The organism is Cobetia sp., assembly GCF_983723665.1.
The window spans coordinates 1-15,611 of sequence record NZ_CFDJES010000047.1 but is presented as its reverse complement, the minus strand read 5'-3'; the positions used below and the strand labels follow the sequence as shown (position 1 = coordinate 15,611).

The window sequence follows — 15,611 nt, the reverse complement described above, 5'->3', positions numbered from 1 at the left end:
GGATGATGCGCCATATGATACGCCCCCGACCGGTAAAGGTCAGGGGCGCATGGTCTGTGGCATACGATCTGCAGCGTAAGCTCAGCAGCTCGTGGTCAGGCTTGCGCCATCACGAGACGGGGCGAGATCAGGCCGCCTGGGCACCGATGCCGGAGTGACGCAGCAGGGCATCGACCTGCGGGTCACGGCCACGGAAGGCGCGGAACAGCTCGGCGGCGTCACGCGAGCCACCGCGTGCCAGTACCTCGTCACGGAAGCGCTGGCCGGTGGCGGTATCGAAGACCGCGCTTTCCTCGAAGGCGCTGAAGGCGTCTGCCGACAGCACCTCGGCCCACTTGTAGCTGTAGTAACCCGCGGCGTAACCGCCGGCGAAGATATGGCTGAAGCCATTCTGGAAGCGGTTGAACTCGACCGCCGGCACCACGGCGACCTTGCTGCGCACCTCATCGAGCAGCGCCTGGACATCGCTGGCCGACGGCTTGTCGAGCTCATGATGCAGGCGGAAGTCGAACAGCGAGAACTCCAGCTGGCGGACCATGGTCATCGCCGCCTGGAAGTTGCGGGCTGCCTGCAGGCGCTCGAGCATGTCATCCGGCAGGCGCTCGCCGGTGTCGACGTGACGTGCGATCAGATCCAGCCCTTCACGCTCGTAGCAGAAGTTCTCCATGAACTGGCTGGGCAGCTCGACGGCGTCCCAGGCCACGCCATTGATGCCGGAGACTTCGGCGACTTCCTGACGGGTCAGCATGTGATGCAGGCCGTGACCGAACTCGTGGAACAGCGTGACCACTTCATCGTGGGTCAGCAGTGCCGGGCGATCGCCCACCGGGCGGGTGAAGTTGCAGGTCAGGTAGGCGACCGGCAACTGCAGGCTGCCATCCTCGCGGCGACGACGGACGCGGCACTCATCCATCCAGGCACCGCCCCGCTTGCCTTCACGCGCGTAGAGATCGAGATAGAAGCCGGCGATCGGGGTGTCATTCTCGATCACCTCGTAGTAGCTGACGTCCTCGTGCCAGACCGGCACTTCGCGCTGCTTGAAGGTGATGCCGTAGAGGCGGTTGACGACCTCGAACAGCCCGTCGATGGCCTGCGGCGCCGGGAAGTAGGGGCGCAGCTGCTCCTGATTGATCGCGTAGCGCGATTCGCGCAGCTTCTCGCTTGCGTAGCCGACATCCCACGGCTGCAGGTCGTCGATGCCGAGGCTCTCGGTGGCGTAGGCCGCCAGCTCGTTGAACTCTTCACGCGCCTGCGGCACGGCGCGGGTGGCGAGGTCATCCAGGAAGGCGATGACCTGCGCCGGCGAGTCGGCCATCTTGGTCGCCAGCGACAGTGAGGCGTAGTCGTCGAAGCCGATCAGCGCGGCCAGCTCCTGGCGCAGGGCCAGAATCTCCTCGATCACCGGACCGTTGTCGAATTCACCGGCGTTGGGGCCCTTCTCCGAGGCGCGCGTGACGAAGGCGGTGTAGACCTCCTCGCGCAGCTCGCGGTTGTCGGCATAGCTGAGCACCGGGAAGAAGCTCGGGAAGTCCAGGGTGATGCGATAGCCTTCCAGGCCCTTGGCTTCGGCATTGGCCTTGAGCGCTTCAAGGCCGCTTTCCGGTACGCCCGCCAGCGCCTCTTCGCCGACATCCTTGTGCCAGGCCTGGGTGGCATCCAGCACATGGTTGGAGAAGGTGTTGGAGAGCTCGGACAGGCGCGCCTGGATCTCGCCGTAACGCTGCTTCTTGTCTTGCGGCAGATCGACACCGGCGAGGCGGAAGTCGCGCAGGCTGTTGGTGATCGCCTTCTGCTGGGCTTCATCGAGGCTTGCGAACTCATCGCTGTCCGCGAGGCGCTGATAGGCCGCGGCCAGGTCGCTGTTCTGACCCACCCAGGTGGAGTAGGCCGACAGCTTGGCGAGACAGGCCTGGTAGGCCTCACGCAGCTTGGGCGAGTTCATGGTCGAGTTGAGGTGCGAGACCGGCGACCAGGCCTGGCTCAGGCGATCGCCCAGCGCTTCCAGCGGCGCGGCGAAGTTGTCCCAGCGCGTGTCATCGCGGGTGGCCTCGATCAGGCGCTCGATCTCCTGCTGGTTGTGCTCCAGCAGTTCGCTGATCGCGTCCTCGACATGCTCGGCCTTGAGGGTGTCGAAGGGGGGCAGGGTGTTGCGTTCCAGCAGGGGATTGATCGACATCATGTACCTCGCGTCATTCGGGTGGGCGGCAGCGGTGAGCGGTAAAGGAGAACTTGCGCATCGATTGCGCCGTGAAAACGGCGTCACCGCTGCCGCGGGGATACCTAGAATGTGAGGCCTCGGCGCGTGTTATTCAATCTATCGCCTCGATAGGCGGGCGTTGCCACGCGCATGTCGCATTGGCCGAGGCCGGTACGGCTGCTATCTTGCTGGCCTTGGCCCCTGAGTGGGGCCCGTATCCTTCCCCCGTACCGAGACCACGAGAGCAGACATGAGCGAAACCACCGAACGCTGGGGCAGTCGCCGAGCCTTCATTCTGGCCGTGACCGGCGCCGCCGTAGGGCTGGGCAACATCTGGCGCTTCCCCTACATGACCGGCGAGAACGGCGGTTCCGCGTTTCTGCTGCTGTATATCGGTTTCGTGCTGTTGCTGGGCCTGCCGGTGATGATGGCCGAGATCATGATCGGGCGCGCCGGACGTCGCGGACCGATGCAGGCGCTGGCCCATCTGGCCGTCAGCGGTGGACGCACCCCGCACTGGCGCTGGCTGGGACTGTTCGGCGCCATCACCATGTTCTTCATCCTGTCGTTCTATTCGGTGGTGTCGGGCTGGTCGATCGAGTATCTGGTCGATTCGCTGAAGGGTGACTTCAGCGGCATGAGCCCGCCGGAGATCGGCGCTTCCTTCGGTGCCTTCCTGGAAGACCCGGTCACGATGACCTTCAACCACACCGTCTTCATGCTGATGACGATGAGCGTGGTGGCCGCCGGCATCTCTTCCGGGCTCGAGCGCCTCAACAACCTGATGATGCCGCTGCTCTATGTGCTGTTGCTGGCGCTGGCGGGTTACAGCATCAGCACGCCCGGCTTCGGCCCCGCGCTGAGCTGGCTGTTCATGCCCAACCCGAGTGCCATCACGCTGGACGTGATGCTCAATGCCATGGGGCATGCCTTCTTCACTCTGGCGGTCGGTGCCTGTGCTCTGATGGCCTACGGCGCCTACATGCCGGAGCGCCAGAGCCTGCCGACGGCCGCGATCGCCGTGGCGGCACTGGATATCGGTGTGGCGCTGCTGGCGGGGATCGCCATCTTCGCGGCGGTCTTCAGCCAGGGCATGGACCCGGCCTCCGGCCCTGGCCTGATGTTCGTCAGCCTGCCGATCGCCTTCGCCAATCTGCCGGGCGGCAGCGTGCTGCTGGCGCTGTTCTTCCTGCTGTTGCTGCTGGCGACCTGGACCAGCTCGATCAACATCGCCGAGCCCATCGTCGAGGTGCTGGAGGGCTGGGGTCTCAAGCGTCGCCACGCGGCACTGGTGGTCGGTGTCTCGGTGTGGGCGATGGGGCTGTTGTCGGTGCTGTCCTTCTCGAGCCTCAAGGACGTGCACGTGCTGGGCGAGATGAATGTCTTCGATGCGGTGACGACGATTCCGCCGGACTTCTTCCTGCCGATCGGCGGGCTGCTGATCGCCATCTTCGCGGCCTGGGTGATGCCGCAGAATCGTGCGCTGGCAGGCCTCGGCACCTCGCGTGGCTTCTTCCGCACTTGGCGTTGGGTGCTGCGCTGGATCTCGATTCCGCTGGTTGTCGTCGTGCTGGGCTGGAGCTTCTTCAAGTAAGCGCGCCTGCGCAATCGGTACGTGAATCTGGCGTTGAGTCGGCGTGCGGCATGGCGCGATGCGTGGGGCATGGCGAGCCTGCAAGCGGGGCGTCGGGACGGGGTGTCGAAAACATCGCAACGCGAGTCAGGCCGTTGCGCTATTGGCATCCCGGTGTTTGGCGCAGTAGGCTGGTTGCCTAATTCAGGAGGTAAGGCATGAGCATTAGATCCTTCAAGGGCCTGACGCCGCGACTGGGCGAGCGGGTTTTCGTCGATCCGGCCAGTGTGGTGCTGGGTGATGTCGCCCTCGGGGATGACAGCTCGGTATGGCCGCTGGCGGTGATTCGCGGCGACATGCACCGTATCCGCATCGGCGCGCGCACCAGCGTGCAGGATGGCGCGGTACTGCATATCACCCACGCCAGTGACTTCAATCCGGGCGGCTATCCGCTGGAAATCGGTGATGACGTCACCATCGGCCACAAGGCCGTATTGCATGGCTGCACCATTCACGACCGTGTGCTGGTCGGCATGGGCGCCATCGTGATGGACGGCGTGGTGGTGGAAGATGAAGTCATCATCGCGGCGGGTGCGCTGGTGCCGCCGGGCAAGCGTCTCGAGGGCGGGCATGTGTATGCCGGCAACCCGGCCAAGGCACTGCGCCCGATCAAGGACAGTGAGCGTGAGTTCTTCACCTATTCGGCGGTGAACTACGTCAAGCTGAAGGATCAGCATCTGGCCGAAGACTACGTCGACTGAATCTCCCTCGCACAGAGCGGCAGACGCAGCAATGATCACTCCCCCGTCGGCTCAGGCCGGCGGGGGAGTGCTCGTTTCAGGGCCGGATTCTCCACAAGCCAGGGGCGGATTTGACGCAAGCCAGGGTCGGTTTTCCACGAGCTTAAGAAGGCAGATGTGGCAGTGGTGCGTACAAACCAGGACAAGCCATTGTTTTTCATGAAATGCTTGCGTCATAATCTGGACGTATATCCAGTGCCAGCGTGTGGCGTCTGGTCCAGTGACATCGTCGAGGGCTCGCGACCCGTATTTCATGGCCAATTTTCGTACCCATATCACCGTAGCGGCCTTTGCCGGCGGCATCGTCGCGGCGGCGGGCTGGCAGGGCGGCCTGTGGTCGCTGGCGGAGGGGGTTCCGCTGGCGAGCCTGACCACCTTCGGCGGTATCCTGCCGGATATCGACTCCGACAACTCGCGTGCCATCCGTATCCTGTTCACGCTGTTTGCGGTACTGGCGACCATGGCCTGCGTGCTGTTGCTGCAGGACCGCCTGCTGGCGGGGCCTTTGATGATGGCGGGCGGCGCCACCTATCTGGGCGTGCGCTATGTGGCCAGCGCCATCTTCAAGCGTTTTACCGTCCATCGCGGTATCTGGCACTCGCTGCTGGCGTCACTGCTGTGCTCGCTGGGCGTGACGGCCGCCAGCCTGCATGTGCTGGGCCAGAGTGAAGAGCAGGCCTGGTGGCAGGGCGCGGCCCTGTTGTTCGGCGCCATGATCCACCTGCTGCTCGATGAGATGTACAGCGTCGACATGGTCGGCGCACGCCTGAAGCGCAGCTTCGGCACCGCCTTCAAGCTGTTCGATTATCGTGAGCCGGGCAATTCGCTGGCGATGGTGGCGGTGATCGCCGCCATGACGCCCTGGCTGCCACCATTGTCGGTACTGGTGGACATCATGCACCTGCAGGGGCCGCTGTCCGTGTTCGGCGCAGGTCTGTCGCGGCTGATGGCCGGCGTCTGATGCCGTCTGGCTGAAGGCCGGCGCGAATCTCCGTTGCGATGCCTTGGTTGTGATGCATCAGGCACGATAGGGCTCGGCACTCAGGCCGTGCTTCTTGAGCTTGTCGTAGAGTGTCTTGCGCGGCAGCCCCAGCCGTTCGCAGGCCATCACCACCTGACCTTTGCTGGCCGCCAGGGCCTCGCGAATCAGCGCGGCCTCGAACGCCTCCATGCGCTGCGGCAGCGATTGCGCCTGCGTGGCTGCCTTCACGTTGTGCTCCAGTTCCCCCAGCTCGCCTGATTCCCTCGGTGCGCCTGAAGCATCCCGCTCGCCCATGCCGGCGGTGATGCCTTCTCTGACCGCCTCTCTTGTGGCTTCCGTGCTGTTCACGGCTGGGCCACTCGTGCCCGCGGTGAGCGGTCGCCCTTCCGCCATGCTGTCGCCGATGTTGCCCTCCAGCCCGCCAAGCAGCACATGGCGTTCCGCACAGTTTCTCAATTCACGCACGTTGCCCGGCCAGTCATGCGCCAGCAGTGCCTGCAGGGTGGTGGCGTCCAGCGGCGGGACTTCCAGACTGGTGCGTTCGCTGGCCAGAATCGCGAAGTGCCGAAACAGTTGCAGGATATCCTCGGCATGCTCGCGCAGTGGCGGCAGATACAGCGTGACCACGTTCAGGCGGTAGTAGAGGTCTTCGCGAAACTCGCCGGCGCTGGCCGCTTCGCGCAGATCCCGCTTGGTGGCGGCGATGACGCGGATATCGATGGGGCGTGGCGTATTGCTGCCGAGCCGCTCGATGCTGCGCTCCTGCAGCACCCGCAACAGCTTGATCTGCAACGACATCGGCATCGATTCGATCTCATCGAGAAACAGGGTGCCGCCGTCGGCGTGTTCCAGCTTGCCGATGCGGCGCTCGCTGGCACCGGTGAAGGCACCTTTCTCATGGCCGAACAGTTCCGACTCGATCAACGTCTCCGGCATGCCGCCACAGTTGAGCGCCACGAAGGGCTTGCTGGCGCGAGCGCTGCGCTCGTGCAGGCAGCGGGCGACACGGTCCTTGCCGGCGCCGGTCTCGCCATACAGCAGGGTGTCGGCATCGACCGCCGCCAGGCGTGACACCTGAGCATCCAGGCGCTGCATGATGTCACTGCTGCCGACCAGCCTGGGGCCGGCGCTGTTGCGCTGGGTATCCAGCTGTTCGCGCAGCGAGCGGTTCTCCAGCGCCAGCCGGCGGGCGGCCACCGCACGCCGCACGCCATCGAGCATGCGCTCGCGATCGAAGGGCTTCTCGATGAAATCCCAGGCACCGGCCTGCATGGCCGCGACGGCGGTGTCGATGTCGCCATGACCGGTCATCACGATCACCGGCAGCTCGTCATCCACGGCATGCGCCGCGTGCAGCAGGCTCAGGCCATCCATGCCCGGCATGCGAATGTCCGTGACCACCACACCCTCGAAGGGCGCTTCGGCGCGCAGGATCGCCAGCGCCTGCTCGGCACTGGCCAGCGGGCGAGTGCGGTAATCGGCCAGCATCAGACTCTGGCTCAGGCTGTCGCGCAGGTGCGGTTCGTCATCCACCACCAGCACCTGCATGTCGGTATTCGTGACGTCGCTCATGACGGCTCCTGTGAATGGTTGGCGGTGGGTGGCATTGGGGGTTGTGAGGGCGACGGCTGATGTGAGGGCGTCGCAAGTGAGTGTATCGATAGTGAGGGCATCGAGAGTGCCGGCAGCGTCAGCCGGAACAGTGCACCACCCAGCGGCGAGGGGTACGCCTCGAGGGTGCCGCCGAGGTCAGCGACGATACGCGCGCTGATCGATAACCCCAGCCCGAGTCCCTGACCGTCGGCGCGCTGGGTATAGAAGGGTTCGAACACCCGCACCAGTTGCGATGGCTCGAGGCCGGGGCCGTTGTCGTGGACTTCCAGCACGACCTGATTGCCGGCGCTGCCCGCTTGCTCATGCAGGTTGAGCTGGATGCTGGGGGGCTCCGTGCGCTCGGGGGGCATGTCGGCAAGCGCATCCAGTGCATTGCCGATCAGGTTGACCAATACCTGCTCCAGACGTACCGGCTCGGCGCGCACCCGCGCTAGCTTTGGACTCGCTTCGTGAATGAGGGTCACGCCGAGTGCCTCGCAGCGTGCATGCAGCAGGCGCAGGGCGTAGTCGAGGCTGGTGGTGAGATCGATGGCCTCCAGACGGTCACCGCTCTTGCGTGAGAACTGACGCAGCTGCGCGCTGATCTCGCCCATGCGCTGGGTCAGCTCGGTGATCTGGCGCAGGTTGCTCTCGACCTGGGTGGTCTGGGCGCGGGCGAGGAAGGCGGTCGCGTTCTCGGCATAGGCGCGGATGGCGGCCAATGGCTGATTGAGCTCGTGATTGATGCCGGCGGCCAGTTCCCCCAGGACGGCGAGCTTGGCGGTCTGGATCAATTCATCGCGCGTCTCGCGCAGCTCGCGTTCGGCGCGGGTGCGCTCCTCGACTTCGGCACTCAGGCGCGTGTTGCTGGCGGCGAGGTCGCGGGTGCGCTCGACCACCCGTTGCTCGAAGGCATCGCGTGCCTGAGCGAGCTGTTCGGCCTGGGCACGGCGTTCGCTGACATCGAAGACCGTGACCAGCCAGCGCGGACCGTTGGGACTGGGCAGCGGCGAGCAGGAAAGCTCCAGTGGTACCGCGACACCCTCGCGCAGGCCATGCACTTCCAGCGGCCCGACGGAGCGGGCCTGGGTCAGGCGGTCCAGCAGGTGGCGCTCGGCTGGCAGGAAAAGCTCGCGCAGATCACGCCCTTCGCGGGCGCTGGGCTGGCGGAGTGAGTCGCCCGGTGAGGCATCGGCACTCAAGGGCGAGCCGAACAGCGCAATGGCCGTCGGATTGAGATACACCAGCCGCACCCGCTCATCGAGGATGCACAGGCCAGCCTGAGTGCGGTCGATGATGCCGCGCACCCGTTGCTGGCTGCTGGCGAGATTCTGGCGCTCGCGCTCGGCGAACAGGCGACGCTCACGCAGGATGCGCAGTCGCTGCCAGCCCAGCCCTGCCAGCAGACACAGCAAGGCATAGCCACCGGCCGCGAGTCCGGCCGCTTGCCAGATACCGCTGCGCAGCGGTGCCAGTGGCTTGAGCACATGCAGGCGCCAGCCGATGTCCGGCAGTGGCTGGGACAGGCTCAACCAGGCGTGCTGCCAGAGATCCCCCGGTGTCAGCTGCAACAGCTCGATGGAGGTCGTGTCGCGGCGCGACTCAAAGGGCGGGCCCAAAAGCTCCGGCAGCGCCTCGCGGTGATGCAGGCGCAGCGGGCGCAGGCGCTGATTGGCATAGCGCTGGGTGTCGAGCAGCCGGTTGCGTGTCTCCTCGCTGAGTGGCTCCAGCGTGCGCAGTACCCGCTGCGCCTGGCTGGCGATGAAGATCACGCCATGCGGATCAGTGACCATGATGTCGGCATTCTGGTCGAGCCACGCCGCCTCCAGAGCCTCTATCTGCACCTTGACCACGGCCACGCCACGTCGTCCCTGCGGGCTGGTGACGGCAGCGCTGAAGAAGTAACCGCGCTCACCGGAGCTGGTGCCCAGCCCGTAGAAGCGCCCCTCGCCGCCATTGATGGCGTCTTGCCAGTAGGGGCGGAAGCGATAGTTCTGGCCGATGAAGGTATTGGCGGAGCGCCAGTTGCTGGCGGCGATGGTGGTGCCGGTGTCATCGACCAGATAGAGGTCCGAGATGCCGGCCAGCTCACGCATGCGGTCCAGGCGCTGATTGAGTGCCACTTCCGCGCTGGGGTCTTCTGGGTGATCGAGAAAGTCGCGCAGCTGGTCATTCTCTGCCACCAGTCTGGGCAGATAGGCGTGGCGATTCAGCTGGCCACGCAGGCTGGCGGCGGTCAGACGCAGTTCGTTGTCTGCCTCATGCCCCAGGCGCTCCAGACCCTGGCTGCGCGCCATCGAGACCGCCTGCCACACGCATAGCATCAGCCCCAGCGGTAGCGCGACCGCCAGTACGAGACGCCACAGCTGGGGCAGGCGCGTGTCCTTCATCGGCAAGCCTTCATGTTCAGGCCCTCATCTCAAGCACTGCATATCCGGAACTCCATATTCAGCCAGAGCGTCATGACTGAGCGTCATGAGCCATCCGGCGCCGCCTGGGCACGGCGCAAGGCGCGCTGGGCACGAGTCTCGGCGCGCTCCAGTTCCAGCAGCGAATCCTCGACGAATACCAGATGCTCATGGGCGGCGTTGCGCGCATCTTCGGCGCGGCCTTCCATGATCGCCTCGAACAGGCTGCGGTGCTGCTGGATCAGGCGCGGGCGTGATTCCGGCTTCTCGAACAGGTGGCGCAGGTTGGCCACGATGCTCTTCTCCAGCAACTGGAACAGGCTGCGCATCGAGTGCAGCAGCACCACGTTGTGCGCGGCCTCGGCGATGGCGAGGTGGAAGGCGGCATCGGCACCGGCCTCGCGCTCCGGGTCACGTCCCTCGAAGCTCTTCTCCAGGTCCTCGAAGCGCTGGCGCAGCATTGCCTTGTCGGCAGGGGTGGAGCGCATGGCGGCGTAGTAGGCGCTGATGCCCTCCAGCGCATCGCGAAATTCCAGCAGGTCGAGATTGAACTCGCCGTGGCGACCCAGCAGCGCGCTGAGCGGGTCCGACCAGGCGCGCGCCAGCTCTTCAGAGACATAGGTGCCGCCGCCCTGGCGTGAGGTCAGCAGTCCGCGCGCGGCCAGCTTCTGGATGGCCTCCCGCACGGAGGGGCGCGAGACCTCGAACTGCTCGGCCAGGGTGCGCTCCGGTGGCAGGCGCTCGCCGGGTTTCAGGCTGCCCTCGATGATCATGCTTTCGAGGCGCTCGGTGAGTACATCGGCGATACGGGGTTGGCGGACAGGGGCGTAACGCATGGAAGTGTCCTTGCGGCAAAGGTGAAAGGCGGCGCCGAACGCTGGAATGCCGGTGCGCGGCATGCAAGAGAGGGGCGCTTGCGGCGCTGCCGATGATCAGTGTGGCCCGTGGGCATTCCACGCCACAGCCGACATTGGTCTTACCAATATGTGTGATAACCACGCCTCGCGTGGGAGGTTGGCGTTCTCAGTAATTGGTAAGACCAATTTTACGCAATGAGGCTGCTTTGACCAATGTCTAGATGCCTTGCACCACATGATGTTTGACCCCTTTCAAGGCGACGCCTAGATTATGCCGAAGCACAGCAGGGTAAATTGGTATGACCAATTTATCGGAAGGCCTGACCCAAGGGTGCGCCAACCCCCGAGTCCTTCACTGCCGTGCCAGACAACAATCACAACAATTCGCCTGCGGAGTTTCCGTCATGTCCGAGCCACTGCTGGCCTTGCTGGCCTTCACCCCTATCCTGCTGGCGGGCATCCTGCTCGTCGGTCTGCAATGGCCCGCGCGTCGCGCCATGCCATTGATCTTTCTCGTCACCGCTGCCATCGGCTATTTCGTGTGGCAGATGTCGCTGACGCGCATTCTGGCCTCCACGCTGCAGGGGCTGATGGTGACCGTCTCGGTGCTGTGGATCATCTTCGGCGCCATCTTCCTGCTCAATACGCTCAAGCATTCCGGGGCGATCGCGGTGATCCGCGGCGCCTTCACCACCGTCAGTCCCGACCGTCGCGTACAGGCCATCATCATCGCCTGGCTGTTCGGCAGCTTCATCGAGGGGGCTTCCGGCTTCGGGACGCCTGCGGCCATCGCGGCGCCGTTGCTGGTCGCCATCGGCTTCCCGGCGCTGGGGGCGGTGATGGTGGGCATGATGATCCAGTCGACGCCGGTATCATTCGGGGCGGTGGGCACGCCGATCGTGATCGGCGTGAATGCGGGCCTCGACAAGGCCAATCTCGGTGAGCAGCTGCTGGCGAACCACTCCAGCTGGGAGGCCTTCATGCAGCTGATCACCTCGGAGGTCGCCATCGTGCATGGCATCGTCGGCCTGCTGATGCCGCTGTTCATGACCGTGATGATGACGCGCTTCTTCGGCGCGAAGAAAAGCTGGAGCGAAGGACTGTCGATTGCGCCGTTCGCGCTGTTCGCCGGCCTGTGCTTCACGCTGCCCTACGTGGCAGCGGGTATCTTCCTCGGCCCGGAATTCCCGTCACTGATCGGCGCTCTGGTCGGCTTGATCCTCGTGGTGCCAGCGGCGCGTGCCGGATTTCTACTGCCGAAGGACAGCTGGGATTTTCCGCCCGAGGCCGAGTGGCCCAAGCATTGGCTGGGTGACCTGACGCTGGAGCGTGATGATGTCGAGACCGCCGCGGCGGGCAGAAAGCCGCTGCCTCTGTGGCTGGCGTGGTTGCCCTATGGGCTGATCGCGCTGCTGCTGGTCGCCTCACGCGTATCGAGTGACTTCAAGGGCTGGCTGGTCAGCGTGCAATTCAGTGCCACTGACCTGCTGGGTGCCAGCGGTATCTCCGGCGCGATTCAGCCGCTCTATCTGCCTGGCGGCATCATGGTCTTCGTGGCGCTGATCACGCTGCTGCTGCATCGCATGGCCTCTCGCCAGCTGGTGGCGGCGGCCAGCGAATCCTGGCGCACACTGGTCGGCGCCGGCTTCGTGCTGGTGTTCACCATTCCGATGGTACGCATCCTGATCAACTCCGGCGTCAACCTGAACGACCTGGCGTCCATGCCGGTGGTGATGGCGGACGTGGTAGCTGACAGCCTCGGTCAGGCCTATCCGTTGTTCGCCTCGGGCATCGGCGCGCTGGGTGCCTTCATCGCCGGCTCCAATACGGTCTCCAACATGATGCTGTCCCAGTTCCAGTTCAACGTCGCCGCCCAGCTCGGGCTGTCGGGAGCGCTGATGGTGGCGCTGCAGGCGGTCGGGGCTGCGGCCGGCAACATGATCGCCATCCACAACGTCGTGGCGGCCTCGGCGACCGTCGGTCTGCTGGGGCGTGAGGGTCGTACCCTGCGCATGACGGCGATTCCGACCGCCTACTATCTATTGGCCTCCGGCGTGCTGGGCATGCTGGCGTTCCACCTGGTGGGTCTGAGTGATCCGCTGCTGCCGTAAGCGTGATCCGTGCTGACTGATACCCTGAAAGACATCCTGACTGACTGATAAAGAGACTGGCCATGACCGCCGCTGCTGCCCCTGACTCCACTGCTCACCCTGCCATGGGCGGGCATGCCTCACCCCAGGCGCGTGCTGCTGCCTATGACGCCCTGCGCGAGGCGTTGGCGCAGCACATTCCCGGTGAGCGCCTGATCCATGATCCGCTGCGCACCCTGGCCTACGGGACGGATGCCAGCTTCTATCGGCTGGTGCCGCAGCTGGTGGTGCGGGTGCATGACGAGCAGGAGCTGGGGCATGTGTTGCGCGAGTGCCGGGCGCGCAAGTTGCCGGTGACCTTCCGTGCGGCAGGGACGTCACTGTCCGGTCAGGCGCTGACGGATTCGGTGCTCATCCAGCTGGGTGGTGAGTGGCGAGGGGCGAAGGTGCTGGAGCAGGGCAGTCGCATCTGCCTGCAGCCGGGGGTGATCGGGGCGCGTGCCAATCAGCTGCTGGCCCCCTTCGGGCGCAAGATCGGCCCGGACCCGGCTTCGATCAACAGCTGCATGATCGGCGGCATCGCGGCCAACAATGCGTCAGGCATGTGCTGCGGCACGGCACACAACAGTTATCGCACCGTCGAGGACCTGCGCGTCATTCTCGCCGATGGCACCTGCCTGGATACGGCCTCGCCGGAGAGCGTGCAGGCCTTTCGCGCCAGTCATGGTGGTCTGCTGGCGGAGCTGGAACGCATGGCGGCCAGTGTGCGCGCCGACCCTGAGCTGGCCGAGCGCATCCGCCACAAGTACCGGCTCAAGAACACCACCGGTTATAGCCTCAATGCGCTGGTCGACTATGCCGATGGTCTCGAGATCCTCAAGCATCTGATGATCGGTTCGGAAGGCACGCTGGGCTTCATCGCCTCCATTACCTACCGCACCGTGATCGAGGAGCCGCACAAGGCGGCGGCGCTGGTGTACTACCCGAACATCGATGCGGCCTGTCGCGCCACCATGCTGCTGAAGATGGCACCGGTCGCGGCGGTGGAGCTGATGGACCGCGCGGCGCTGCGCTCCGTGGAGGACGCACCGGGCATGCCGGACGTGTTGCGCGCCCTGCCGGAAGAGGCGGTCGCGCTGCTGGTGGATGTGCGGGGCGCGCATCATCAGGAGCTGGAGGCGCGCATGGCCGAGGTTGCCCGCGTGCTGGAAGGCATCGAGACCTGCGAGTCGTGGGCCTTCACTCAGGATGCGCAGCGTTATGCGCTGTACTGGAAGATCCGCAAGGGGCTGTTCCCGGCGGTCGGTGCAGTGCGTGATCTGGGGACCACCGTGATCATCGAGGATGTCGCCTTCCCCATCGAGCGGCTGGCGGAAGGCGTCGGTGCGCTGACGGAGGTCTTCCAGCGGCATGGTTACTCCCAGGCGATCCTGTTTGGCCATGCGCTGGAGGGCAATCTTCACTTCGTCTTCCCGCAGGGCTTCGAGCGCGAAGGCGAGGTGGCGCGCTATCAGGCGCTGATGGATGACGTCGCGCAGCTGGTGGGGCAGGAATATGGTGGCTCGCTCAAGGCCGAGCATGGCACCGGTCGCAACATGGCGCCTTATGTAGAGCTTGAGTGGGGCAAGGATGCCTATGCCCTGATGTGGCGTATCAAGGAGGCCTTCGATCCGGACAACCTGCTCAACCCGGAAGTGATCCTGACGCGCAATCCTCGCCTGCATCTGGAAAACCTCAAGCCATTGCCGGCGGCGGACCCGCTGGTAGACCGCTGCATCGAGTGCGGTTTCTGTGAGTCGGTCTGCCCGTCGAAGAACCTGAGCCTGACGCCGCGCCAGCGCATCGTCATCCGGCGGGAGATCGCACGCCTGGCTGCGCTCGAGGCACCGGATGATGCACAGCGCGACCAGCTGGCAGTGCTCAGGAAGGAATACGCCTATCAGGGCATGGAGACCTGTGCGGGCGATGGCCTGTGCGCGACCCAGTGTCCGGTCGGCATCAATACCGGTGATCTGATCCGGGGGCTACGTCATGAGGAGAACGCCGGTGCCGATCATCCAGGCAAGATGAAGGTGGCGCATTGGGCCGGTGAGCACTTCACGCGTGTCACCAGCGGCATGCGTGGCGTGCTCAGGCTGGCGGATGGGCTGCATGGTGTCGTCGGCACGCGCAACATGCGCCGCCTGACCCAGACTGCTCGCAAGGTGTCCGGCGACAGGGTGCAGCAATGGACTCCCAGCATGCCGGCTGCCGCTGCGCGTGATTATCTCAAGCGTCTCGCGCAGCCACTGGGGCGCAGTGCAGCGCCCAATGGGCATGTCGTCTACTTCCCGTCCTGCGCCACGCGTGTCTTCGGGGTCGCTGCTGATGATCGCGATCCGCGCAGTGTCACGGAAATGGCGCTGGCCTTGATGGACAAGGCCGGCTTCGAGGTCGTGCTGCCGAAAGGTCTGGAGGCGCTGTGCTGTGGCATGGCCTTCCAGTCCAAGGGGCAGTTCGAGGCGGGAGATGCCAAGGCCGCCGAGTTGGCAACGGCGCTGGTGGAGGCGAGTGACGGCGGACGGCTGCCGATCTTCTGTGATACCAGTCCGTGCCTGGCACAGGCTCAGGCCTATGCGGGCGAGCATCTCGAGGTGTCGCTGACTCTGGTCGAGCCGGTGCAGCTGGTACTCGACTATCTATTGCCCTATCTCTCGATCACACCGCTCAAGGCGAGAGTCGCGGTGCATGTCACCTGCTCCAGTGTCCGCATGGGGCTGGCAGAGCAGTTCGTGGCGCTGGCGCGGCAGTGCGCCAGTGAAGTCGTCGTGCCGGAAGAGATCACCTGCTGCGGCTTCGCCGGCGACAAGGGCTTCAGTACACCGGAGCTCAATGCCTCGGCATTGAAGGGACTGAAGGAGGTAGTGGCCGATTGCGACTACGGGGTTTCCAATTCGCGCACCTGCGAGATAGGGCTGAGTGAGCACTCCGGACTCAGCTATCAATCGATTCTCGGTCTGGTCGATAGAGCATCGGCACCAAGGTGATGGGAGGTGTTCGAGATGCATGACACCCTGATGACAATCTCTTGAAAAAGCCCTTGCCCTCACGGCGGTTCGTGCGTAAAGTACG

The 15,611-nt window shown here is 64.9% G+C and carries 9 protein-coding genes; 5 read left to right on the top strand and 4 right to left on the bottom strand.

Annotated features, from left to right (window positions below; translation table 11 throughout):
* Positions 1–127: 127 nt before the first annotated feature.
* Positions 128–2,176, bottom strand: coding sequence for an oligopeptidase A (gene prlC, locus AC4FAH_RS06750; RefSeq protein ID WP_192838979.1), 2,049 nt, complete (start codon positions 2,174–2,176; stop codon positions 128–130).
* Between the two features lie 271 nt (positions 2,177–2,447).
* On the opposite strand from prlC, the gene AC4FAH_RS06745 reads away from it, so the two are divergent.
* The 3 genes from AC4FAH_RS06745 (at position 2,448) to AC4FAH_RS06735 (ending at position 5,531) form a co-directional block, all read left to right on the top strand.
* The gene (locus tag AC4FAH_RS06745) at positions 2,448–3,791 is read left to right on the top strand and encodes a sodium-dependent transporter (RefSeq protein ID WP_054556322.1); all 1,344 of its coding nucleotides are present in this window, start codon (positions 2,448–2,450) and stop codon (positions 3,789–3,791) included.
* Between the two features lie 197 nt (positions 3,792–3,988).
* Positions 3,989–4,531 carry a gamma carbonic anhydrase family protein gene (locus AC4FAH_RS06740; RefSeq protein ID WP_043335714.1) on the top strand — a complete coding sequence of 181 codons (543 nt, stop codon included), beginning with the start codon at positions 3,989–3,991 and terminating at the stop codon, positions 4,529–4,531.
* A 292-nt stretch (positions 4,532–4,823) separates the two neighbouring features.
* Positions 4,824–5,531, top strand: coding sequence for a metal-dependent hydrolase (locus AC4FAH_RS06735; protein ID WP_052384803.1), 708 nt, complete (start codon positions 4,824–4,826; stop codon positions 5,529–5,531).
* Positions 5,532–5,588: 57 nt separating this feature from the next.
* Here the strand turns inward: AC4FAH_RS06735 and AC4FAH_RS06730 are convergent, their stop codons facing one another.
* From AC4FAH_RS06730 to AC4FAH_RS06720, 3 genes are all read right to left on the bottom strand, one after another.
* On the bottom strand, positions 5,589–7,124 hold the full coding sequence (locus AC4FAH_RS06730) for a sigma-54-dependent transcriptional regulator (protein WP_288987963.1): 1,536 nt from the start codon (positions 7,122–7,124) through the stop codon (positions 5,589–5,591).
* Positions 7,121–9,535: an ATP-binding protein gene (locus AC4FAH_RS06725; RefSeq protein ID WP_225347419.1), complete on the bottom strand. Its 2,415-nt coding sequence runs from the start codon at positions 9,533–9,535 to the stop codon at positions 7,121–7,123. The genes AC4FAH_RS06730 and AC4FAH_RS06725 overlap by 4 nt, the downstream gene beginning before the upstream one ends.
* 83 nt (positions 9,536–9,618) lie before the next feature.
* Entirely contained in the window at positions 9,619–10,389 is a 771-nt protein-coding gene (locus AC4FAH_RS06720) for an FCD domain-containing protein (RefSeq protein WP_054556318.1), read from the bottom strand.
* A gap of 425 nt (positions 10,390–10,814) precedes the next feature.
* On the opposite strand from AC4FAH_RS06720, the gene AC4FAH_RS06715 reads away from it, so the two are divergent.
* Both AC4FAH_RS06715 and AC4FAH_RS06710 read left to right on the top strand, forming a co-directional pair.
* Positions 10,815–12,521 (top strand): L-lactate permease, encoded by a 1,707-nt coding sequence (locus AC4FAH_RS06715; RefSeq protein WP_225347418.1) that lies wholly within the window; start codon positions 10,815–10,817, stop codon positions 12,519–12,521.
* Between the two features lie 62 nt (positions 12,522–12,583).
* Positions 12,584–15,526 (top strand): FAD-binding and (Fe-S)-binding domain-containing protein, encoded by a 2,943-nt coding sequence (locus tag AC4FAH_RS06710; protein ID WP_490245796.1) that lies wholly within the window; start codon positions 12,584–12,586, stop codon positions 15,524–15,526.
* The last annotated feature ends 85 nt before the right edge of the window (positions 15,527–15,611 follow it).